This window comes from Lysobacter sp. GQ73, assembly GCF_059758755.1.
This window is the reverse complement of the sequence record NZ_JCAXEE010000008.1, coordinates 218419-240865: the sequence shown is the minus strand read 5'-3', so window position 1 is coordinate 240865 and position 22447 is coordinate 218419. Positions and strand designations below refer to the sequence as shown.

The following is a 22447-nucleotide window of genomic DNA, read 5'->3' as shown; positions in this document are numbered from 1 at the left end:
TGTATAGCTGGGGCGTTCCCTAGGGCGAAACCGTTGCGGCGGGGCGATTTCGCAGGATTTGTGAACGCCCTCACCCCGCGTCGCCGGCGGCGCCGATTCAGCGGTAGGTCTTGACCGGTTTCTTGATGCCCAGCGACGAGGGCAGGCCGCTCGGCGGCGGCGCCGGCGTCGAGCCGCCGCCGCTGGAGGACGCCTCGCCCTCGAGGTCGGGCTGGGTCTCCAGCCACTGCCGCGCCTTCTCCTCGCCGTCGCGCTGGCTGCGCTGGCTGAACTCGAGCGCGCGCTGCACCTTCGGGTCCTTCAGCGGGGCCTCGAAGGCCTTGGTCAGGCCGTCGCGGTCGCCGGGCTGGATGATGCGGTTCTCCTGCAACAGATCCAGGGTCTGGCTGAGGTTGGCCATCAGCGCCTGCGGGTCGGCCGCGTCGTCGGGCTTGGCTTCGTCGAGGGCGCGGGCGAAGTGGTGCAGCAGCGCGTCGCGGTCGGCCGCGTCGATGCCGGACTGTTCGTTCAACAGGGCCTCGAAGTCGGCGAACATCTGCTCGCGCTGTTCCTGGGTCGGGGTGAAGGGCTGGGACATCGGACTCTCCTGTCGCAACGATGGCGGTGATGGCGATAACGAATCAGTAGACACTGCGGGCGCGACGCCCAGGAAGCGGCGGCGCGCCGATCTTTGACGGGGATCATCTCCCGGCGGTCGCGGCCGCGGACGATCGAGCCGGGGCCATCGAGTATCGGCGATGCCCGCGAACGCGAAAGCCTGGGAACGCCCCCAGGGTCGGCGGCGCCGCGCCACGCGGCAAACCGCGGGGGCGCGGAGCCCGGCATGAGCGGATCGATGCGGCTCAGCGCCGCGGCGCGAACCCCCGGTCGGTCAGGGCCACGCGGCGGAAATCGATGCCGATGCCGCGGCCGATGGCGGCGACGCCGTCGCGCAGGCTGGCGCGCTCGGCCGGGCTGCCGGCGTTCTGCCAGGCCGCCGCGGCCAGGGTCGCGACCAGCCCGTACAGCTCGGCCGCTTCCTGCATGCGACTGCGCTCCATGGTGGTCATCGCCTCGCCGCGCGCGAGGCTGTCGGTCAGGCGCTGGCGCAGCGCGGCGAAAGCCGCGCCGTGATCGCTGCGCGCGCCGTCGTTGACCAGGGTCCAGCCGTAGATCATGAAGGCGTTGACGACGTCGCCGAGGTTGCGCGAGGAATAGCCGTGCTCGGCCAGGCGGCGCTGGAACTGCGCCTGCAGGCGACCGGACTGCAGCGCCAGCAGGACCTGGTCGCGGTCGCCGCCGAGCTGGCGCGCCAGCAATTCGCGAAAGCGCGGATTGCGCACGAACTCGGCGTCGATGGCGTGCAAGGTCGCGTGGTCGAGGGTCGGCCGGCGCCCGGTCAGGCTGTCGGCGAAGGCGGCGTTGAGGGCCTTCGATACCGCCGGCGCCGGCGCGAAACTCAGGCTGTCGAGGCTCAGCGCGGGTCGCTTGGCGGCGCGCCGGTCCGGCGTCGTGCCCTGGCCTCGCTTGCCGGCCGGCGTCGCGGCGTCGTCGCCGCGATGACGCATGATCTGCGAATGAGTGTAAGCGCCGACGCCGTCGATCAAGGGCGCATTGTCCTGCGCGCGCGAGGCGCCCGGCGCGGCGGCGAGCAGCAGCCCGGCGAGCGCGGCGGCGACGGTCGTGCGGTTGGCCATGCAGCGGTCCATGAGCGAGATCTCCCTGCCCGCTCCGCAGCCGGCACGGCTCGACGCCTGCCGGACGCGCGCGGGCCTAGGCTCAGTCGTGGAAATGCGGATCGATGCTGAGCTGGCCGAGATTGCGCGAGGCGAAGCGGCGCATCAACTCGGGGCTGGCGTCGCGGATCGCATCGAAGCTGGAACGCGAGCGCACGTCGGCGCGCAGTTGCCAGCCTTCGGCGGTCTTGGTCAGCAGCAGATCGGTGCCCGGCAAAGTGCTGTCGGCCAGACGCAGCAGAACCTGCCCTTCTTCGCCGCCGGCAGCGCCCTCGCCGACCGCGAGCTGGCGCACGTGGCGCTCGATCAGGTCGGCGAACGCGGCCGCGTTCGAATTCGGCAGGCTCGGCTGGGTCTGGGTGGCGGCGTCGCGCATCGCCAGCTGCGCCTGCCACATCGCCGAGGCCTCGGCCGGCGGCAGGCTCGCGAGTTCCTGGCGGCCCTGGTCCTGGCCGCTGCCGGCGTTGCGTTCTTCGAGGCGGCCGTGCTGGCGCGAGTGCTCGGCGACGGTACGGGCATGCGCCTCGCCGGCGTGCGCGGCGCGGCGCGCGTCGGCCCTGGCGTTGCCGGGCCCGCCGTCCTGCGCCTGCTTCTTGAGCATCGCCGCGGCTTCTTCCTCGCGCGCCAGGCCTTCCTGGCCGGGCAACTGGCCGAGCTTGCCTTCGCGTTGCTGCATCAGGCTGCGGAAACGGTCGACGGTGCCCTCGGCCGGCGGCTCGCGCCGGGCTTCGCGGGGCTTGTCGGTCTGGCGCGTGGATTCGCTGCGCTGGGCGGCATCGGAATCGGACGTCGAGGAGCTGCGGGTGATGCTCATGGCGACCTCGTTCAGAAGGGGCCGTTCGTGTTCTGGCGCGCGGCCAGCATCAGATCGGCGTTCATGGCTTCCTCGCGGCGCGCGGTCAGGGTGTTCTGCTCCTTGCGCCACAGGTCCTTGCGTTTTTCCAGTGCGTCCAACCGCGCCTTGGCGCGGAAGAACGCCTTGCGTGCCTCGTCGAGCGAGGCTTCGGCTTCGCGCAGCTTGCCTTGCGCGTCGAGCAGCCGTTGTTGCGCGGCGACCGCCAGCTCGCCGAGATGGTCGATGTGCGCCTCGCGCTGGGTCATCGCCATCGGCCAGGGCATGCCGGGCGGAGGCGGGTCCATCAGGCGCAGGCGCTGGCCGGCGCGTTCGTCGTTGAGCGCGGCGATCTCGCCCTGGATCCGGGTGCAGGCGTCGCGGCGTTCCTGCACCTGGCGCTGGCGTTCGAGCACCAGCATGCGCGCGGTCTCGACCCGGTGCGAGCGCAGTTGCAGCAGGGTATGCAGCGGATAGCGCTTCATCCGAACACCTTGCGCAGGGCGTCCACCGATTGACGGTAGTCGGCCAGGTCGTGGGAGGACTGCTTCAGCAGCCTGCGGATCGGCTCGATCTTCTCGATCGCGATGTCGGCCTCGGCATCGCTGCCGCGCTTGTATTCGCCGAGCTGCAGCAACAGTTCGATGTCCTGGTGCTTGGCCAGGTACTTGCGCAACTGGCCCGCGGCGCGCTGGTGAGCTTCGTCGGCGACCCGCGGCATGGTGCGGCTGAGGCTGGTCAGCACGTCGATGGCCGGGTAGTGGTACGCCGCGGCGAGCTTGCGCGACAGCACGATGTGGCCGTCGAGAATCGAGCGCACTTCCTCGGCGATCGGGTCGTCGCCGTCCTCGCCTTCCATCAGCACGGTGTAGAAGGCGGTGATGCTGCCGCGGTCGTTGTTGCCGGCGCGCTCGAACAGGCGCGGCAGGGCGCTGAACACCGAAGGCGGGAAACCGCGCCGCGCCGGCGGCTCGCCGATCGCCAGGCCGACGTCGCGCAACGCGCGGGCGAAGCGGGTGACCGAGTCGACCAGCAGCATCACCCGCTTGCCGCGGTCGCGGAAATACTCGGAGATGGCGGTCGCGACCCAGGCCGCGCGGCTGCGCTCGAGCGCGGGCCGGTCGGAGGTCGCGACCACGATGATCGACTTCCTGAGCCCGGCTTCGCCGAGGTTGTCGTGGACGAATTCGTTGACCTCGCGGCCGCGTTCGCCGACCAGGGCGATCACGTTGACGTCGGCGTCGCCGCCGCGCGCGAGCATCCCGAGCAGGGTGCTCTTGCCGCCGCCGGCGACGGCGAAGATGCCCAGGCGCTGGCCGACGCCGGCGGTCATGACCGTGTCGATGGCGCGCACCCCGGTCGCGAACGGGCGTTCGATCAGCTGGCGCGACAGGGGATTCGGCGAAGCGGCGTAAATCGGAATCTGCACGGTCGGGCCGAACCCGCCCAGGCCGTCGATCGGCTCGCCGTTGGCGTCGACGATGCGCCCGAGCAGGCCGTCGCCGGCGCGCACCGAGGCCTGGCGGCCGGTGGCGACGACTTCGGTGTCGTGGGCGACGCCATCGAGCGCGCCGAGCGGGGTCAGCAGGGTGTACTGGCGCGACACGCCGACGACTTCGGCGGCCAGGCGGAAATTGCGGTCGCGCGGGCTGCGCAGTTCGCACAGCTCGCCGATCATCGCCTTGAGCCCGGTCGCGCGGATCATGGTGCCGTAGGCCTCGGCGACCTTGCCCACCCGCACCACCGGCTGCACCCGCGACAGCGCGGCGATCAGCGGATCTTGCTGGGCGGGCGCCGGCACGGCCTGCAGGATGGTGCGCGGCAGGCTGCTCATCGCGCCGCCTCCGCGCCCGCGCGCCGCAGGACCGGACCGTTGGCCGCGCGCGGTGTCATTCGGCGTGCTCCGCGCCGTACTCGGCGCCGGACAGGGCGATGCGGATCGCCTCGATCTGCTGGGCCACGCCGGCGCGCACTTCGCCGGCTTCGGACACGACGACGCAGCTGAGCTTGTCCAGGCTTTCGTCGTCGACCAATTCGATCACCCCGACCACCGGATGCGCCTGGCGCACCAGGCCGAGGCCCTTGGCGACGTCCTCGCGCACGCTCGGGTGGACGCGGATCAGCAGGAACTGCTCGGCCTGCGCGGCCTCGACCGCATGCATGACCAGCGGCGGCACCACGCTGCGCGCGTCGAACTCCGGCGAGATGCGCGCGACGATCGCGCAGGCCAGTTCGGTGACGCGGCTGCCGGCGTCGGCCAGCACGCGCGCGCGGCGTTCGTTGAGGTCGGCCAGTTGCTGCGCCATCTGCTGCTGGGCGCGGGCGATGCCCTCGGCGAACCCGGCGGCGTAGCCGGCCTCGCGCGCCTGCTTGATCTCGTCGCCGGCCTCGGCGTACAGCGCGTTGACCCGCGCCAGCGTCTGGTCGAGTTCGGCGATCGCGTTCCACTGCTTGGCCGGCACCACCGTGCCGGCGACCGCGCGCTCGAACTGCTTGCGTTCGAACACCGAGATCGTCGCGCTGGCGCGCTGGGGCTCGATCCTGCGCGCACCGCTTTCCGTCGTGCCCGTGGCCGCGGAGGCGGACGACGGCGTAGCGGACGGGAGCGGATCTGCGTGCATGGGAATTCCGTGGTGGGATGCGCGGCGCGGCGGCTCAGGCCGTCAGCGGGCGCGCGCCGTGGTGGGCGTACAGGCGCTCGACCGCTTCCGGCGGCAGATGCGTGCCGAGCGAGGCGGAGGCCTCGTGGGTCAGGCGCGGCAGCAGCAGCCGCGACCAGTCGGCCAGGCCGGGGTCGCGGCGCTCGGCCCACACCCGCAGCTCGGTGCGGCCGCGGCCGTCGAGCAGGTCGAACAGCAATTGGTCGGTTTCCGACGCGCGCAGCGCGGCATCGAGTTCGGCGCTGAGCTGGGCGCCGAGCTGGGCCTGGACCTTGCCGTCCCAGACCAGGCTGTCGAGCGCGAGCAGGTAACTGTTGTCGAGCGCCTGCTTGAGCCGGCGCACCGGTTCGCGCCGGACTTCCGAACGGATCGCCGGCGCATAGGCCAGCGCGCCGAGGTCGCGCACCAGGCGCGCCATGCGCGCGCGCGGCCAGCGCCGCGCGGCAGCGCCGAAGCCCTCGCCGGGCTGCGGTGCGAGCAGGGCCGGCGCGTCGGCGGCGAGCCAACGCGCGAGCAGACGGCGTCCCAGCGGACTCTGGCGCGCCGACACGAGCAGTTCGGGATCGATCGTGTCGGTCCCGGCACCGTGCCAGCTCGGATCGACCTCGGTGAGGATCGTCCGCAGCGCCATCGACGCGCTCATCCGTTCCAGACCCCGCTGCGGGCGTTGGAGGCCGGCGCGGCGGCCGGGGCCGGCAGGAAGCGCGAGCGCAGGCGGCCGAAGAAGAACGCCACGATCCCCAACAACACCAGCACGCCGGCGCCGATGATCACCACGGTCAGGTCGATCGAACCGAGCACTGCCGCAAACGGGCCGCCGGCCTGATGCGCCTTCGGCGGCGCGGTGACGGTGAAGAACTTGACCGTGACCTTGTTGACGTCGTCGAGGCCTTCGACGCTGTCCTTGACGAACACCTTGATGTCGGTCTCGCGATCGCGCAGGCTCTGGCCCGGCCGCTCGAACACCAGGACCGAAGCCGAGGAGTCCTGCACGTTGCCGCCGAGCGGGTCGCGGTCGGGCAAGGCGATGTGCACGCGCGCCTCCACCACGCCGTCGATGCGCGACAGGGTGCGCGAGAGCTCCTGCGACAGGCCGTACAGATAGCGCGCCTTTTCTTCCAGCGCCGACGAGGCGAAGCCTTCCTTCTTGAACACCTCGCCGAGCGAGCGGTACTGCGCGCGCGGCAAGCCGCGCGAGTTCAGCACCTGCATCGCGTAGGGAATGTCGCCGCGGTTGACCATCACTTCCCAACCGGTCTTGCTCGCCGATGGATCTTTTTCCGCCGGAATACCGGCGTCCAGCAGAGCCGCCATCAGTTCGTTGGCCTGCTGCTCGTCGAGCTGGCTGTACAGCGTGGTGCGTGTGCAGCCGACGATCAGCAGGCAAGCCAGCAGGGCTGCCATGACTCGTACCGCGTTGAAGCCTGACGCCCTACCCATGCATTCCCCCGATTTTGGAATTACGACTGCTGACGGAACAATTGCTGGACGCCGTCCGAGGTGCGGTTGGCGACGTTCGAGGTCAATTGCGAGGTGAACATGAACTCGTGACAGCGCATGGTCATCTGGATCATCTCGCCCGGCGTCAGGTCGGCGGAATTGGCCGACATGGTCTTGGACGCCGCGTCGATCTTGTCGGCGCCGCCGTTGAGATTGTCGAGCGCGGCGAGGACCGCACGCGTGCCCTGCGAGGGTTCGCCGGCCGCGGTGGCGCCGGCCTGGGCGGTGCCGCCGCCCTGCGCCGCCGGCGAGGCGCCGCGGTCGAACGCCGCCGCGAACTCGCGGACGTCGTAGGCCGAGGCCTGCGGCGATTGCGCCGGCGATGCGGCGGCCGGCTGTGCGGCTTCGGCCGCGACTGAAATGGCTTCGATCATTGCCCTTTCTCCCGAAAGGTGAAGTCCGTTTAAGAAATTGCTCGGATGAATCTACGCATGAATCTACGCGACATCTGCGCGGCGCAGCACCGTGCGGTGCACGGCGATGCCGGGGCGCGCCCGCTCGTCCCGGACCGGTCCGTCCGGACCTTGCGATCCGGACGGCACGACGGCTCGGAACGGCGGCGGACGTCGCGCCGCCGTCGCGATTACTTCCTGGCCAGCGCGTTCAGCGCTTCGCCGACGCTGTTCTGCGAGGTCGCGGCGCTGTTGGAGACGAACTGCATGCGCAGGCTCTCGGCGGTCAGCGCGACCATGTTCGAGGGCTGGTCGCCGCCGCCGCCGATCGAGCCGGACAGCTCGGTGATGCGCGAGGCCTGGGCGTCGAGGGTCTGGCCCCAGGCGCGCGACAGCGCCTCGTACCAGCTGCCGCCGCTGCCGCCGCCGCCGCTGGCCGCGGTCGCACCGCCGCCATTGCGGGTGCCGTTGTTGTTGTTGTTGGCCGCAGCGATGAAGGTGGTCACCAGGCCACCGGCGTCGGCGCCGGGATTGATCGTGTTGCTCATTGACGTCTCTCCTGCAGGGAGCGGCTCAGGCCGCTGATTAGCGTGGAACTACGGATGGCACTGAAACTGAATGCGGGAACTGCGATCGGCCGGACTCAGGGTGCATGTAGCCGATCTTGGATTTAATCGATGATCCGAATGTGAAACCAGCTAGTGCTAACCCGGGGTGCGCCCCTACTGACGGTTGCCGGCCGGCCGCGCCGGCGCCTCGGCCACGGCTGAACGGGGCGCCGCCGACTTCCCGGTCGAGTTCGGCGATTGCGGCCCTGGAGCGGCCGGTGCTGCGGCCGGTGCTGTCGGCAGGGTCGTGGCCGGCGCCGGCTTGGCCACGGTCGGGGTGGCCGGGACGGTCGTCGCCGCTGCCGCGCCGGTCGCGGCGGCGTTCACTGCGGGCGCCGCCTCCGTGCCGGCCGCCGCGGCGGCGATGGCCGCCTGCTCGGCCGCGGTCACCGGCTGCGCCTTGATCTCCTCGACCTGGCCGCTGACCTTGTTCAGCGCCCAGGCCTTGTCGCCGATGGCGATCAGCGAACGGCCGTCGGGCATGGCCTCGCCGACCGCGTACCGGGCGCCGTCGACGTCGATCACATGCGGGTTGGCGCCGCGCACGATCTGCACGATCCGGGTCGGCGCGGTGCTGACTGGGGTCTTGGGTTCGGCGTCGACCGCGGCGACGGTCGGCCCGGCCGCGGCCTCGGCGCTCTCGTCGAGGTCGCGCGGAATCACCCGGCGCACGCCGTTGACGTCCTGCATCGCGCGCGAGGCGATCGCGCGCTTGAACTTGTCCTGGTCGGCGAAGCGGCCGGCGACTTCGACGTCGCCATTGCCGAGGTACTTGGTCTGCACGGTCAGGCCCTGGCTGCGCAGCACTTCGCGCACGTCGGCGGCGATGTCGTCGCCGGTGCGCAGGTCGAGCCGCGCCTGCACGTTGCCGGTGGCCAGGCGCTTGCGGATCATCTCGCGCGTGGTCGCGTCCTTGATCGTGCCCGACAGCACCACGCTGCCGTCCTCGTTCTCGACCGCGCGGCCGCCGACGATCGAGAACTCCTTGATCAGGGGCGTCACCACTTCCATCGCGGTGGGTTCTTTCTCGAAGCCGGGCATCACCGCCGCGGCGATCGCCACCGACACCAGCGACAGCGCGGCGAGGCCGGCGATCAGGGGCAGGTGGCGCATCGACGAGCGCGGCGGCTTGGCCAGCTCGCCGAGGTTCGGCAGGATCGTCGCCCAGGCCGGGTCTTCGCTGGCGCCGACCGCGAGCGAGGCGCTGCCCAGGTCGACCCGCTGCATCGCCGACAGCTCGGCCGGATCGCCCGGGTTCAAGGTCTGGCCGTCGATCAGCAAGGGCGCGTCGACCGCGCGCAGCGAAACCGTGCCGCCCATGCGGGTGATGAAGGCGTGGTGCGGGGCGACGCCGGGGTCGGACAACACGATGTCGCAATCGCCGCCGCTGCCGATCAACAGGGTTTCCTGCGCCGACAGCGGACGGCTGGCGCCCGCATGCAGGCCGGAGACGATGCGCAGCACGCTGACCGCGGGCGACGCGGCGGCGGCACGGGGCTCGGCGGGTTCGATACGGATGTCGGGGGAAGACATGACGGACTCCTGTCTAGACGCTGCCGCTGAGGGCGGCGCGTACGGCCGGGCCGCGCGGAACGCGCGCACCCACCGGCCGATGATGGATCGGGGAGATTACCTGGCGATGGAGGCTGGGACGTTGCATCGTCTTGGCGCTCATCTAGGCGTTGACCTGGCCGGCCTGCACGATCCGCAGGTCGGGTGCGAGTTCCTGGTAGGACAGCACCGGCAGTTCGAAGAAATCGATCTCCAGCAGCTTGCGCAGGTGCCGGCGAACGTCCAGTGAACACAGCAGCACCGGCCGCACGCCCTCGGCCTGGCGGCCCAGGTGCGAACGCACTTCGGCGCCGAGCCGCCCGGCCAGCTCGGGCGAGATCGCCAACTGGGTGGCGCCGCCGGCGACGCGCACCGACTGGCGCAGCCGATCTTCCAATTCAGGATGGATCAACAGCACCTGCATCGTGCGTTCGCTGTCGGCGTAGCGGTCGGCGATCTCGCGCTTGAGCGCGACCCGCACGTATTCAGTCAGCAGCACCACGTCCTTCTCGCGCCCGCCGACATCGGTGATGGCCTCGAAGGCATCGCGCAGGTTGCGGATCGGCACGCCTTCCTCGACCAGCCGGCGCAGCACGTCGGCCACGCGCTGCGGCGCCACCACGCGCAGCATTTCCTTGACCAGGTCCGGATAGTCGCGCTGCATCTTGCCGAACAGGTTCGAGGTCTCCTGGATGCCGATGAAGCTGCCCATGCGGCGCTCCAGCGCGGCGCGGCAATGCTCGACCAGGGTGGCCAGGGCGTCGCGGGTCTCGCCGCCGGTCTGTCCGGTCCACTCGCCGGCCAGCGGCGGGAAGAACCCGGCGAGCTTGGGCGCGCCGGCGTCGCCGCTGCGGGCCGGGCGGAACTGCGCGTTCGCCGACAACCGGCCGAAGGCGATGCGCGCGCCGTAGGCGGTCAGGCGATAGCCGCCGAGGCCGTCGCCGTTGTCGAGCGCCGGCACCACCTTGACCACCGGCACCGGCAGCGGCACGCCGTATTCCTCGCGCAGGCGGCGGGCGACATCGACGATGCGCTCGCGCACCGTGGCCTCGCCGAACGCCGCCGCCAGCACCGGCGACAGGTCCAGTTGCAGCGGCGCGGGCGGGGCGATCTCGTCTTCGTTGACGACCACGTCGTCGGTGCCGCGCTCGCCTTCCGGCACCCGGAACGCGCGCCGCAGCAACACCGAGCCGTGGCGGTAGCGCCAGGCGGCGAAACCGAGCAGCACCGCCGACAGCAACAGGAACACCAGCCCAGGAAAGCCCGGCACGAAGACCATCAGGAAGGCGAGGCAGCCGGTGATCAGCAGCACGCGCGGCTGGCCGGTGACCTGGCGGGTGATCGACTCGCCGAGGTGGCGGTCGTCCTCGTCGCCGGCGGTGCGGGTGACCACCAGGCCGGCCGCGATCGTGGCGAGGATCGCCGGGATCTGCGAAACCAGGCCGTCGCCGATGGTCAGGATGCTGTAGGTATGGGTGGCGTCGCCGAGGGTCATGCCCTTCTGCAGGACGCCGATCGCCAAGCCGCCGAGCAGGTTGATGATGATGATGACGATGCCGGCGATGGCGTCGCCCTTCACGAACTTCATCGCGCCGTCGAGGCTGCCGTGCAGCTGGCTTTCGACTTCGAGCAGGCGGCGCTTGCGCTTGGCCTCGTCCTTGTCGGTCAGGCCGGCGCGCAGGTCCGAGTCGATCGACAACTGCTTGCCGGGCATCGCGTCGAGGGTGAAGCGCGCGGCGACCTCGGCCACGCGCTCGGCGCCCTTGGCGATGACGATGAACTGGACCACGGTGATGATCAGGAACACCACGAAGCCGACCACCAGGTTGCCGCCGGCGACCATGCTGCCGAAGGTTTCGACGATGTGGCCGCCGTTGGCCTCGAGCAGGATCGAGCGGGTGATCGCGATCGACAGGGCCAGGCGGAACAGCGTGGTCAGCAGCAGCACGCTGGGAAAGCTGGAGAACGCGACCGGGGTCGGGATGTACAGCGCGATCAGCAGCAGGCCGAAGCCGATGGCGATGTTGACCGCGACCAAAGTGTCGATGATGGCCAGCGGCAACGGGAGGATCATCACGCCGATGATCGTGACCGCTGCGATGGCCAGCACGATATCACTGTAACCGGCGCGACGCCGGGGCGTCGCGCCGGGAGCGGCGGCCATCAGGGAGCTCAACAATGCGCGCATTCGGTCAGTCCCGGTTCCTGAGAATCGAAGAGCGGACCTCGTTCGGGCGCGGGCGCGCAGCCGCGACGGCGCGGCCCCGCGGCGTCTGGCCACGGGTCGCGATCGAAGTGAGTTCGGCCCTGCATCGAACGGTGAAAGCAGTCACTGCCCTACCACATACCCCTGAGCACCCAGCCATGGCGCCGTCCTTACACGATCCCGGTTCGGACGCCCGATACTAAGTGCTGATTGTCATCATTTGTGTGAACGAAGTGCTTATTGTGCGGGATATGCACAATCACGCCCCCTCGATCTCGGGCGGCTACATTCGCGCGCATTCATCATTGTTTTTGTGAGCCCGTGCGCAATTGCGCAATTGCGTTCGACTAACGTAGCCGAAGACTCGTCACGATTCGGCTTCGGCCGCGGCGACGGTCGATTCCGGTATCGTCGTCGCAGTCGGCAATGGGGCGACGTCGGCGGAATCGAGTTCGGCGATCAGGCTCATCGTTTGTCCGCCGACCCCGATCGCCAGGGCGCGGCCGCTGCGCGTGCGCAGCACCACGATGCGCTCGCGCGGGCCGACCGGAAGCACCTGCAGGACCGACAGCGGATTGTCGCGCGCGGTCAGTCCATGGCGCTTGCGCAGGTAATACAAGACCGCGACCAGGCCGACCAGGACCACCGCGACTGGCAGCATGATCGATAGCAGTTCGAGGAAGAACGAAGGCGGTTCGGGAACGTTCGCCGGAGCCGCGGGGGTCTTGGCCGCCGCCGCGAAGGCCAGCGCGGGCGCCGGCGACAGCAGCGCGGTCAGGGCCGGCAGCGGGGAGCGTTTAAGCAGCGAGCGCAGGGGGAGCAGTATCGGCATGGTGGGTCTGTGCGGAACCGGTAACGGGGCGAGAGGAGCGGCGAGGCCGCGCCGACATACCGTAGCAGCCCGGCCGCCCCGCAACGGCGGCGGATCGTCGCTTCACGTCGACGAGTCGTCGCGCATGGCATTGATGTGAGCATGGTCACAGCGAAACGTCGTAGCAAACCCAGCGATGAATCGGGCGCGGCCAGCGCCCCGGACCACGACGCCGGCCTGTTGGGCGCGGTCCCGTTCGCCTGCGCGATGTTCGCCGGGAACGGCGCCCTGATCGCCGGCAACGCGCGTTACCGCGAGGAATTCGGCGAACTGGCTGAACATGGTGAACGCGAGGCCTTGCTCGCCCGCCTGCAAGGCGAGGCCGGCGACGGCGAGCGTCCGCGCGAAGTGCTGGCCCCGCACAGCGGCCGCTGGTACGCGCTGCACTGGGGCCGTGCCGAGCACGGCGGCGGGGCGGTCGACGTGCTGACCGCGGTCGACATCAGCGAGCGCATCGAGACCCTGGACTCGCACAAGACCCGCCAGGAAAAACTGCTGTTCACCTCGCGCCTGATGTCGGTCGGCGAGATGGCCGCGACCCTGGCCCACGAATTGAACCAGCCGCTCGCGGCGATCATGAATTATCTCAACGGCAGCCTGCGCCTGGTCGAACAGGCCGGCGGCCCGGTCCAGGTCGAACGCGCCCTGCAGGCCGCGCGCACCCAGGCCGAACACGCCAGCGCGGTGATCTCGCGGGTGCGCGAGTTCGTGCGCGCGCGCGAACCGCGCCGCGACGCCCACGACCTCAGCCAGATCGCCGCGACCGTGCTCGAGCTGCTGCGCCTGGAAGCCGAGCGCCTGCAACTGCGCATCGACCTCGGCCTGCCGGCGCGGCTGGCGCCGGTGTTCGCCGACCGGGTGATGATCGAGCAGGTGCTGCTGAACCTGGTCAAGAACGCCATCGAGGCGATGCGCGAGATCCCGACCGCGCGCCGCGAGCTGCGCATCGACGCGCGCATGAACCTCGACGACCAGATCGAGGTGCGCGTGTCCGACCGCGGCGCCGGCCTCAGCCCGGCCGAGCAGGACCAGCTGTTCTCGCCGTTCTTCACCACCAAGACCGACGGCCTCGGCATCGGCCTGGCGATCTGCCGGTCGATCATCGAGTACCACGAGGGCCGGCTGTTCTTCGAGCCGCGCGAGGGCGGCGGCAGCGTGTTCGGCTTCACCCTGCCGCGTTACGAAGCCAGGACCTGAGCACGATGCCCGAACGCTTCCGCGCCGCCCGCGCCGTGCCCGCCGCCCGCCTCTCGCCCGCCGCCCCGGGGAACGCCCGCCCATGAGCGAAGCACGCATCTATCTGGTCGACGACAACGACGGCTTCCGCGATTCGACCGCGTGGCTGCTGGAAACCGCCGGCTTCGAAGTCCAGGCCTACGCTTCCGGGCCGGCGTTCCTGGAGGCCTATGCCGGCGAGCGCCACGGCGGCGGCGCCCACTGCATGGTTTCGGACATCCGCATGCCGCTGATGAGCGGCCTGCAACTGCAGGAAGAATTGCGCCGGCGCGGCATCGGCCTGCCGCTGGTGTTCGTCACCGCCCACGGCGACGTGCCGCTGGCGGTCGAGGCGATGCGCAAGGGCGCGTCCAACTTCCTCGAAAAACCCTTCAGCGACGACGCCCTGATCGATGCGATCCGGGCCGCCATCGCCAATGCGCGCAACCATGCCGCCGAAGCCGGCGACGACCGCCTGGCCCGGCTCAGCCCGCGCGAACGCCAGGTCATGGACCTGGTGGTGGCGAGCAAACCGAACAAGATCATCGCCGACGTGCTCGGCATCAGCGTCAAGACCGTGGAACTGCATCGATCGAACATGATGAACAAACTCGGGGTACGCTCGCTGCCCGAATTGATGAAGGTGGCGCTGGGCCATGGGTGAGACGAGCGAAACGATGACGCCGACGCATTCGGCCGGCGCCGCCGGCCTTGCCGCTTCGCCGCGCGGCCGCCTGCCCTCCCTGCATCCCTGGCAGGCCGAGGCCCTGCGCGACGTGTTCGCGCTGCGCCAGCGCTGGCCGACCCGCGACGGCGGCTGGCTCAGCTTCGTGCCGGCCGAGCCGGCGCACGGCGAACTGGTCACGCTGGAAGGCGACGGCGCGCGGGTCAAGCTGCGCTTCGACAGCAGCCTGGCCAACGCCGGCGACACCGGCCTGCACTGGAGCGACTACCAGGGCCGCTCACGCCTGCTGGCCTGGAGCCTCGCCCACGAGACCCAGTTGGTGCGGCTGAGCCAGGGCATCGACGTCGCCCTGATCCCGATCGTCGACGACGGCGCCGGCGACCCGATCCGCGCCGCCCACGCCGAGGCCGAAGCCGAGCTCGACGGCCTGTGGCTGTCGTTCGTGATCACCGACGGCAGCGGCGCGCAGGTGCTGAGCCGCGGCACCCTGCGCATGCCGGTCAACTGGGTCGGCCAGCTGCTCGCGCGCGCCGAAACCCCCGAACCCGGCTACGGCGAGGACCCGCGCGCGCGCTGGGCCGACCTGCCGGTGCCGATCGCGATCCGCTGGGCCGGCCCGTCGTTGCGCCATGCGCAATGGCGCCAGTTGCGCCCCGGCGACGTGCTCGTGATCGGCAACTCACAACGCCCGCCGCCGATCCAGGCGCAGGTGCCCGGCTTCGCCTGGCCGTTGGCGCCGGCCGCCGACGGCTGGCGCATCGACGGCGCGCCCTTGACCCTTTCTACGCACCAGGAGACCTCCGCGATGAGCGACACCGAGTCCGCTGCCCCCGAGTCCGCGGAACCCACCGCACCGGACGTTCCGGTCCGCCTGGAGTTCGACCTGGGCCGGCTCGAATGCCGGTACGACGAACTGTCCGGCTTCCAGCCCGGTTACGTGTTCGCCCTGCCCTCGCGCCTGGAAGGCGCCAACGTGGTGATCCGCGCCAACGGCCGCGACGCCGGGCGCGGCGAGATCGTCGCGGTCGGCGACACCCTCGGCGTGCGCCTGATCGCCTGGAGCTGAACCATGGATTTCAGTTCGTTCTCGCCGGCCTTGGTGCTGATCACGGTGGTCAGCCTCGCGCTGGCTCCGTTCGTCGCGGTCATGGTGACCTCGTTCACCAAGATCGTGGTCGTGCTGAGCCTGCTGCGCAACGCGCTGGGCCTGCAGCAGGTGCCGCCGAACGTGGTCATCAACGGCCTGGCGATCGTGCTGTCGATCTACGTGATGTATCCGGTGATCCTGGAGACCCACGACGCGATCAACGCCCGCGTCGGCGGCGGCACCGCCGCGACCGCGACCCAGGGCCAGCCGCCCGGCACCGCGGTGGCGGCCGCAGCCGCGGCGGGAACGACGGCAGCGGCGACGGCAGCCGCACCGGCCGCGGGCACCGCGCCGGTCGCGGGCGCGGCCACCCCGACCGCCGCTGCGGCGACACCCGCGGCCAGCCCGGCGCCTGCCGCTGCGGCACCCGCAGCGGCAGCGCCGGCCGCGACCGCGGCGGCGAAAAAACCGGCCACGCCTCTGCTCGGCGGCGGCGGCAAGATGGACACCGCACGCCTGCTGGCGATGATGGATGCCGGCAAGGAACCGCTGCGCGGCTTCCTGATCAAGCACTCCAGCGACGCCGAGCGCGCGTTCTTCCTGCGCAGCGCGCAGCGCCTGCTGCCGCCGGCCTCGCGCGGCGACATCTCGGTCAACGACTTCATCGTGGTGATCCCGGCGTTCACCGTCAGCGAACTCACCGCCGCGTTCCAGATCGGCTTCCTGATCTTCCTGCCGTTCCTGATCATCGACCTGGTCGTGTCCAACATCCTGCTGTCGCTCGGCATGATGATGCTGTCGCCGACCACCGTGTCGCTGCCGTTCAAGCTGCTGCTGTTCGTGCTGATCGGCGGCTGGGCCAAGCTGGTGCATGGGTTGGTGCTTACTTATGGCGGCTGAACTTCGTCCAGCGGGACTCGGGGCTCGGGACTCGGGACTCGCCGGAGCGGTCGAACCGCACTTGCGGGTGCCCACCGGAACCTCATCTGTCCGCGCCGGCTTCCGAGTCCCCAGTCCCAAGTCCCGAGTCCCGAACCATGGGTGACATGCTCGAACTGACCAAGCAGGCACTGTGGCTGACCCTGCTGCTGTCGGGTCCGCCGGTGGTCGCCGCGGCCGTGGTCGGCCTGGTGGTGGCCTTCATCCAGGCCGCCACCCAGTTGCAGGAACAGACCTTCGCCTACGCGATCAAGTTCACCGTGATCGTGGTGACCTTGTTCGTGACCGCGTCGATGATCGGCGGCACCCTGTACACCTTCGCCGACCGCATCTTCATCGACTTCCCGGGCATGGTCCGGCATTGATGCGCGCCGGTGAGCCCCGCGCGACCGGCGCATGATCAACTTCGATTCCGTCACCAACCTGATGCTCGCGCTGGGCCTGGTGCTGCCGCGCGTGATCGGCGCGTTCATGATGCTGCCGCTGCTGACCTCGGAGAACATGCCGCCGCTGGTGCGCAACAGCTTCATGGTCAGCCTGGCCATCATCGCGATTCCGGTGGCGGTGAACGGCGTGCCCCTGCACTCGCTGGGCACGCTCGACTGGGCGCCGATCATCCTCAAGGAGCTGTTCATCGGCATCTCGATCGGCTTCTGCTTCGGCATGGTGTTCTGGGCGATCAGCGCCGCCGGCAACATCATCGACACCCAGGTCGGCATGACCCTGGCCCAGGTGTTCGACCCGATCCAGGGCCACCAGGCCTCGCTGCACGGCAGCTTTCTGTCGCAGTTCGCGGCCTGGCTGTTCATGGCCAGCGGCGCGTTCCTGGTGTTCCTCGATCTGTTGCTGTCGAGCTATGCGATGTGGCCGGTGACGTCCTACTTCCCGACCCTGCATGCGGTCGGCATGGAGCTGTTCGTCGGCCAGTTCAGTTATTTGATGACCGCCCTGCTGGTGCTGGCCGCGCCGGCGATGGTGGTGCTGCTGCTGATCGACCTGACCTTCGGCCTGGTCAACCGTTTCGCCCCGCAGCTCAACGTGTTCACCATCACCATGCCGATCAAGGCCTGGCTGGCGACCTGGATCATCCTGCTGATGCTCGGCGTCTACGTCGAGATCGTGCTCGACCGCCTCAACGACAACCGCGGTCTGCTGGACGCCTTGAACCGCGTGTTCACTGCGTAGGCGGAGTGGCTGCGGTTGTCTTTGCGCGACCGGGGAAAAGCAAAGCAAGCCAAGGCAAGGCAAGGCAAGCGCAAGTCTCCCCTGCCCCTTTTTCAAACGGGGAACGGTCCGGGACCCGGGAAACGGCATCGGGATGTGCGACCGCTTCGGCAAGCGGGGCGTACATGTTGAGCAGCCGACCGCAACGTTGCGCAAGCTCGCAGCGAACCTCGGCTTCCCCGGCGCATGCTGCGCCCCCTTGGAAAAAGGGACGAACGGCCGCGCAGCGGGCGCGGGGGACGCCCTTGCTTCGCCCTGCTTCGCGTCGTCGGCTCACACAACGACGAACCGTCACCGCGGACGGGCGCGAACCGCTTGCGCCTCAGCGCGGCTCGTCGAGCGGCGGCGGCAGTTCCATTTCGCTGTCGTCGCCGTCGCGCAGGCGGCGCACGCTTTCGGCCCAATGCAGCACTTCGGCCACGGCCTCGAAGAACTCGTTGCCGATGTAGTCGTCCAGGGCCACGTGCTCGTTGAGGCCGCGCGCCAGCTCGACGTTCTGCAGGATCGGCACGCCGGCCTCGGCCGCGGTGCGCTTGATCTGCTCGGCCATGTAGCCCTCGCCCTTGGCCACCACCACCGGCAGGTCGGTGACGCCGTGTTCGTACTGCAGGGCGATGGCGATATGGGTGGGGTTGGTCACGACGACATTCGATTGGCGGACGGCATTGAGCATGTTCTGCTGCGACCACTCCTGATGCAACTGCCGCCGCCGGTTCTTCACGTGCGGGTCGCCCTCGTTCTCCTTGACCTCCTGCTGGATGTCGCGGCGGCTCATGCGCAGTTGCTTGGTGTAGGCGAACTTCTGGTACCACACGTCGATGGCGGAGACGAAGAAGAACACGAAGATGGTCCAGATGCCGATCCGGATCAGGCCGTGCCAGATGCCCGCGCCCATCGCCGCCGGCGGCGCGTACGGCAGCAGCATCAGCTGGGCCAGCATCTTGTAGAGCACGAACACGCCGATGCCGATCAGCGCCGCGCTCTTGATCACCGACTTGACCAGCTCGACGAGGTTGTCCATCGAGAACATCTTCTTCACGCCGTCGGCCGGGTTCAGCTTCTCCAGGTTGGGCTTGAGCTTGTCCAGGGTCAGGATCGGGCCGATCTGCAGGAACTCGATGATCACGCCCAGGAACACCGCGGTCGCCAGCAACGGCAGCGACAGCCACAGCAAAGTGTCGAAGGCGGTCGAGCCGACCTCGCGCAGGGCGTCGCCGAAGGGCTGGTTGATCGCCTTCAGGCTGGTCTCGAACAGGCGGATCAGCTTCATCCGCATGAAGTCGAGCATCATCCAGCCGCACACCACCCAGCCGAGCACCAGCACGGTGCTGGTCAGCTCCTTGCTCTTGGCGACGTTGCCCTGCTTGCGGGCGTCCCGGATCCGTTTTTGGGTAGGCGGTTCGGTCTTGTCGGCGCCCTGGTCCTTCGCCATGCGCGGCCCTTCCAGCGAGAGGGGGTCGAGGCTAGCACGGGCCTGCGAAAACGGTCGTGCCGGCACACGCCAAATGCGAACTCGATACAGTGCGCGGGCCGGCCCCGCCGTCCGGGCCCGCTGCGGCGGACCGGACATAACGGGGATGAACGGGTCCTCGACGACCTAGGGTCATCCCGAGTTGGCCGCTTCGGCCCCCGGCGCTACATTTCGCCCATCCCCCCGACTTCACCCGTAACCTGCCCCGCATGAGCACGATCGGCAACGACCCGCGAATCGACCGCAGCAGCCTCGACGGGCAAGCTGCGCTCGAGAACCTGCGCGGACGCGAGCCGACCCCGCAAGAGCAGATCCAGCACGCTCCCCAGGTCGCCGAGACCGTCCCCGCCTATGCACCGCCCGCGGTCGACCAGGGCGAGGACGTGCTCAACGCCGACGCCTGGAGCGACGTCCCGGCCGGCGAACGCCTGCTCGCCGGCGACCCCGGCTTCGAACACCAGCTCGGCCAGATGGACCTGTCCTCGGCCGCCGACCACGGCGCCGACGCCGTCCTCGATTCGCTGAGCTGAACTGCGCCGGCGCGCTCGACGCCGCAGCGCACCGGCCTGGGCTAGGCTAGTCCTCCTTCCCGTCCGATCGCCGCGCCCGCCGCGGCACGCCGCGACCGACTTGCCGTGACCGAAGCCAGCCCCACTCCCGAAGCCCTGCGCGCCGGTGCCGACCGCCTGGTGTCCGCGCTCGCCGCGCACAGCGACCCCGAGTACCGCCTGACCGTGCTCAAGCGCGTCGTGCGCCGCCTCGGCGAGGACCGCTATCCCTTGTTCATCCGTTTGCTCGGCGTCATCGCCGAGAGCGACGACGCGCGCGCCCAGCGCCTGATCGCCGACACCTTCGGCACCGCCCTGCGGCGCATGGACCTGCCCGGCGGCGCATTGAGCTCCTGGGGCGCCACCCGCTTGCCCGACTCGACCGGCCCCGTCGCGGTCAGCTCGCTGTCCGGGCATTTCTTCGGCGCCACGCCGCGGCGCCTGCTCGGCCCGGTCGAATACCTCACCGTCTGGCATCTGCAGCGTACCCAGCGCACCGCGCTCGGCGCGGCGACCTTCCGCACCGCGCTGTCGCGCCTGATCGCCCTGCTCAACCGCAGCGAAGACGCCCGCACCCTGTATCCGCAGAAGCTCGCCGCCGACGCCCAGAACGAGCTCGAAGGCGCCTACACCCGCGCCACCCGCGACCGTCTCGCCGCGATCGCCTCGGCCTGGCGCGCCGGCCAGTCGCCCGACGCCGTCGCCCAGGCCGCGCTCGCCGCCGACGAGTCCTCGCATCCGAGCGGCTGGGTGGTGCGCGACCTGTAGCCGGCGCTGCGACACTCGACCACATCCGCCCGCTCCGCGGCGATGCTGCAATGCCCGCCTTCGCTCAGACGAGGTGGGCCGTGTCCCGACGCCAGTTGCCATCCCCCATCGCGCCGACACCGCATTCGGCCGCGCGCCGGCGCCTGCTCGCCGGCTTCGCCGCCACCGGACTGCTGTCGGCCTGCGGCGGTCCCAAGCCGCTGTCCGTGCACGGCATCGACCTGAGCGGCCGCGATTTCGCCGACGACTTCCGCCTGTTCGACCCGCAGGGCCGCGAACGCTCGCTCGCCGACTTCCGCGGCAAGCTGGCGATGGTGTTCTTCGGGTTCACCCAGTGCCCCGACGTGTGTCCGACCGCGCTGACCCGCGCGGTGCAGATCCGCAAACGGCTCGGCGCCGAGGCCGAACGCCTGCAAGTGATCTTCATCACCGTCGACCCCGAGCGCGACACGCCGAAAGTGCTGGAGGCCTACACCCGGGCCTTCGACCCGAGCTTCCTCGGCCTGTACGGGGACCTTGAGCGCACCGCGCAGACCGCCAAGGCCTTCCGCGTGGTCTACGCGAAGGTACCGACCGGCCGGTCCTACACCATCGATCATTCCGCGCTGAGCTACGTCTTCGACGCCACCGGCGCGATCCGCCTGGCCCTGCGCCACGAACAGAGCGCGCAGGACTGCGTGCACGATCTCCGCCAGCTAATGTGAGAACGCCATGACCTCGATCCGTCCGCTTGCCGCCCTCGCCGCAGCCCTGCTGCTGAGCGCGAACGCCGTGGCGCAACCGCCGCCGGTCGCGGTCGAATCGCCGTGGGTGCGCGCGAGCGTGCCGCAGCAACAGGCGACCGGCGCCTTCATGCGCCTGACCGCGCGCACCGACCTGCGCCTGGTCGCGGCGCGCTCGGACGTCGCGGACGCCACCGAAGTGCACGAGATGGCGATGCAGGGCCAGATGATGCGCATGCGCGAAGTGTCCGCGGTGGCGCTGCCGCGCGGCCGCAGCGTGGCGCTGGCGCCGGGCGGGTACCACATCATGTTGATCGGCCTGAAGCGGCCGCTGGCGGCCGGCGAGCAAGTGCCGATCACCTTGGTGTTCGAGGATGCCGCGGGGCGGCGCAGCGAGACCCGCGTGCGGGCGGCCGTGCGTGCGCTGGGCGCGGGCGCGCCGTGACCGGCGGCGTGCGGCGCAGCAAGGATAGGACCGATGCGGGCTTAAGTCCTTTTTAGGAGCGGCGTAAGCCGCGACCGTGCAACCCCGATCGCCCGCGCCGGCAAGGGCAGATTCGCGGTCGCGGCTTGCGCCGCTCCTACTCCCGCGAAGATACGCCGCTTCGATGGTCGGCATCGGCGTTGTTGTCTCTGCGCGTCCCTGGGTCGCGACTTACGTCGCCCCTACAGTGCCTTACCGATTCGTCGCGAACCGCATCCCGCATCCCGCATCCCGCATCCCGAGTCCCGAGTCCCGAGTCCCGAGTCCCCCAACCTCAAGCCCAAACCTCAAAACCCGATCAACCCACGCTCTGGCCCCGGTCGTTTGCCCAGCTTGCGCTGCAGGGAACGCCGATGCATGCCGAGCAGACGGGCGGTGGCGGAGATGTTGCCGCCGGTATCGTTGAGGGCCTGCTGGATGTGCTCCCACTCCATCCGCCGCAACGGCATCATCGTCTCCGGAGCGGGCAGCACCAGGGGCGTGTCCTGCGACTCCAGGCCGAGCACGGCGAGGATGTTCGAGATGCTCGCCGGCTTGGGCAGGTAATCGTCGGCGCCGCGCTTGATCGCGTCGACCGCGGTGGCGACGCTGGCGTAACCGGTCACCAGCACGATGCGCATGTCGGCACGCAATTCGCGCAGGGGCCGGATCAGCTGCAGGCCGGACTCGTGGCCCAGCTTGAGGTCGAGCAGGGCGAAGGCCGGCATCTGACGCAGGGCGAGGTCCAGGGTTTCGGCGACGCTCGCCGCGATGCGGGTGTCGACGCCGCGACGACCGAGGCTGCGCTGCAGGGTCGCGGCATAGGCCGGGTCGTCGTCGACGATCAGGCCGCTGAGGAGCGGGCGTCCACTGCTCATTGCGTTCATGCGCGGCATCCTAGTCGATGGCCGCGCGGCGGTCCTGCGGCAAACTGCCACAGGACAGAATGTCCAGGCTGTGGTGGCCCTCGCCCCAACCCCTCTCCCGCGG

Annotated in this window: 25 protein-coding genes; 10 read left to right on the top strand and 15 right to left on the bottom strand. The window is 70.1% G+C overall.

The window, feature by feature from the left end; all coding sequences use genetic code 11:
• Nucleotides 1–97: 97 nt before the first annotated feature.
• The 13 genes from AC6CH2_RS20250 to AC6CH2_RS20190 form a co-directional block, all read right to left on the bottom strand.
• Nucleotides 98–577, bottom strand: coding sequence for a hypothetical protein (locus AC6CH2_RS20250; protein WP_498270779.1), 480 nt, complete (start codon nt 575–577; stop codon nt 98–100).
• Nucleotides 578–842: 265 nt separating this feature from the next.
• Complete coding sequence (locus AC6CH2_RS20245; RefSeq protein WP_498270778.1) at nt 843–1676, bottom strand: hypothetical protein; 834 nt, start codon at nt 1674–1676, stop codon at nt 843–845.
• 82 nt (nt 1677–1758) lie between these two features.
• On the bottom strand, nt 1759–2529 hold the full coding sequence (locus AC6CH2_RS20240; protein ID WP_498270777.1) for a hypothetical protein: 771 nt from the start codon (nt 2527–2529) through the stop codon (nt 1759–1761).
• 11 nt (nt 2530–2540) lie between these two features.
• On the bottom strand, nt 2541–3032 hold the full coding sequence (locus AC6CH2_RS20235; RefSeq protein WP_498270776.1) for a hypothetical protein: 492 nt from the start codon (nt 3030–3032) through the stop codon (nt 2541–2543).
• Nucleotides 3029–4381, bottom strand: coding sequence for a FliI/YscN family ATPase (locus AC6CH2_RS20230; protein WP_498270775.1), 1353 nt, complete (start codon nt 4379–4381; stop codon nt 3029–3031). The genes AC6CH2_RS20235 and AC6CH2_RS20230 overlap by 4 nt, the downstream gene beginning before the upstream one ends.
• Before the next feature lie 55 nt (nt 4382–4436).
• Nucleotides 4437–5168 carry a FliH/SctL family protein gene (locus tag AC6CH2_RS20225; RefSeq protein ID WP_498270774.1) on the bottom strand — a complete coding sequence of 244 codons (732 nt, stop codon included), beginning with the start codon at nt 5166–5168 and terminating at the stop codon, nt 4437–4439.
• A 34-nt stretch (nt 5169–5202) separates the two neighbouring features.
• On the bottom strand, nt 5203–5850 hold the full coding sequence (locus tag AC6CH2_RS20220) for a hypothetical protein (protein WP_498270773.1): 648 nt from the start codon (nt 5848–5850) through the stop codon (nt 5203–5205).
• On the bottom strand, nt 5847–6611 hold the full coding sequence (gene sctJ, locus AC6CH2_RS20215) for a type III secretion system inner membrane ring lipoprotein SctJ (protein WP_498270772.1): 765 nt from the start codon (nt 6609–6611) through the stop codon (nt 5847–5849). The genes AC6CH2_RS20220 and sctJ overlap by 4 nt, the downstream gene beginning before the upstream one ends.
• 56 nt (nt 6612–6667) lie before the next feature.
• A complete protein-coding gene (locus AC6CH2_RS20210) occupies nt 6668–7081 on the bottom strand; it encodes an EscF/YscF/HrpA family type III secretion system needle major subunit (protein ID WP_498270771.1) in 414 nt (137 codons plus the stop codon).
• 209 nt (nt 7082–7290) lie between these two features.
• Complete coding sequence (locus AC6CH2_RS20205) at nt 7291–7647, bottom strand: hypothetical protein (RefSeq protein ID WP_498270770.1); 357 nt, start codon at nt 7645–7647, stop codon at nt 7291–7293.
• Between the two features lie 174 nt (nt 7648–7821).
• Nucleotides 7822–9240: an FHA domain-containing protein gene (locus tag AC6CH2_RS20200; RefSeq protein WP_498270769.1), complete on the bottom strand. Its 1419-nt coding sequence runs from the start codon at nt 9238–9240 to the stop codon at nt 7822–7824.
• Between the two features lie 142 nt (nt 9241–9382).
• Nucleotides 9383–11446: a type III secretion system export apparatus subunit SctV gene (sctV, locus tag AC6CH2_RS20195; RefSeq protein ID WP_498270768.1), complete on the bottom strand. Its 2064-nt coding sequence runs from the start codon at nt 11444–11446 to the stop codon at nt 9383–9385.
• Nucleotides 11447–11831: 385 nt separating this feature from the next.
• On the bottom strand, nt 11832–12296 hold the full coding sequence (locus AC6CH2_RS20190) for a flagellar biosynthetic protein FliO (RefSeq protein WP_498270767.1): 465 nt from the start codon (nt 12294–12296) through the stop codon (nt 11832–11834).
• Nucleotides 12297–12437: 141 nt separating this feature from the next.
• Here AC6CH2_RS20190 and AC6CH2_RS20185 point away from each other — a divergent pair, with 141 nt between their 5' ends.
• The 6 genes from AC6CH2_RS20185 (at nt 12438) to sctT (ending at nt 17446) form a co-directional block, all read left to right on the top strand.
• The gene (locus tag AC6CH2_RS20185; RefSeq protein ID WP_498270766.1) at nt 12438–13532 is read left to right on the top strand and encodes a sensor histidine kinase; all 1095 of its coding nucleotides are present in this window, start codon (nt 12438–12440) and stop codon (nt 13530–13532) included.
• An 82-nt stretch (nt 13533–13614) separates the two neighbouring features.
• A complete protein-coding gene (locus AC6CH2_RS20180; protein ID WP_498270765.1) occupies nt 13615–14214 on the top strand; it encodes a response regulator transcription factor in 600 nt (199 codons plus the stop codon).
• Nucleotides 14215–14227: 13 nt separating this feature from the next.
• On the top strand, nt 14228–15301 hold the full coding sequence (gene sctQ, locus AC6CH2_RS20175; RefSeq protein WP_435397216.1) for a type III secretion system cytoplasmic ring protein SctQ: 1074 nt from the start codon (nt 14228–14230) through the stop codon (nt 15299–15301).
• 3 nt (nt 15302–15304) lie between these two features.
• The gene (locus AC6CH2_RS20170; protein WP_498270764.1) at nt 15305–16222 is read left to right on the top strand and encodes a hypothetical protein; all 918 of its coding nucleotides are present in this window, start codon (nt 15305–15307) and stop codon (nt 16220–16222) included.
• 137 nt (nt 16223–16359) lie between these two features.
• Nucleotides 16360–16626 (top strand): type III secretion system export apparatus subunit SctS, encoded by a 267-nt coding sequence (gene sctS, locus AC6CH2_RS20165; RefSeq protein ID WP_031373468.1) that lies wholly within the window; start codon nt 16360–16362, stop codon nt 16624–16626.
• Between the two features lie 31 nt (nt 16627–16657).
• A complete protein-coding gene (sctT, locus tag AC6CH2_RS20160; protein ID WP_435395903.1) occupies nt 16658–17446 on the top strand; it encodes a type III secretion system export apparatus subunit SctT in 789 nt (262 codons plus the stop codon).
• Between the two features lie 361 nt (nt 17447–17807).
• On the opposite strand, the gene sctU is transcribed toward sctT, so the two are convergent.
• Entirely contained in the window at nt 17808–18917 is a 1110-nt protein-coding gene (gene sctU / locus AC6CH2_RS20155) for a type III secretion system export apparatus subunit SctU (RefSeq protein WP_498270763.1), read from the bottom strand.
• A gap of 248 nt (nt 18918–19165) precedes the next feature.
• Between sctU and AC6CH2_RS20150 the strand changes: the two genes are divergently transcribed.
• The 4 genes from AC6CH2_RS20150 (at nt 19166) to AC6CH2_RS20135 (ending at nt 21439) form a co-directional block, all read left to right on the top strand.
• Nucleotides 19166–19486 (top strand): hypothetical protein, encoded by a 321-nt coding sequence (locus tag AC6CH2_RS20150; protein ID WP_498270762.1) that lies wholly within the window; start codon nt 19166–19168, stop codon nt 19484–19486.
• 105 nt (nt 19487–19591) lie between these two features.
• Nucleotides 19592–20272: a hypothetical protein gene (locus tag AC6CH2_RS20145; RefSeq protein WP_435395906.1), complete on the top strand. Its 681-nt coding sequence runs from the start codon at nt 19592–19594 to the stop codon at nt 20270–20272.
• A gap of 80 nt (nt 20273–20352) precedes the next feature.
• Nucleotides 20353–20976 (top strand): SCO family protein, encoded by a 624-nt coding sequence (locus AC6CH2_RS20140; protein ID WP_498270761.1) that lies wholly within the window; start codon nt 20353–20355, stop codon nt 20974–20976.
• A gap of 7 nt (nt 20977–20983) precedes the next feature.
• Entirely contained in the window at nt 20984–21439 is a 456-nt protein-coding gene (locus AC6CH2_RS20135; protein WP_498270760.1) for a copper chaperone PCu(A)C, read from the top strand.
• A 326-nt stretch (nt 21440–21765) separates the two neighbouring features.
• Here AC6CH2_RS20135 and AC6CH2_RS20130 read toward each other — a convergent pair whose 3' ends face one another.
• On the bottom strand, nt 21766–22335 hold the full coding sequence (locus AC6CH2_RS20130; protein ID WP_498270798.1) for a response regulator transcription factor: 570 nt from the start codon (nt 22333–22335) through the stop codon (nt 21766–21768).
• Between the last annotated feature and the right edge of the window lie 112 nt (nt 22336–22447).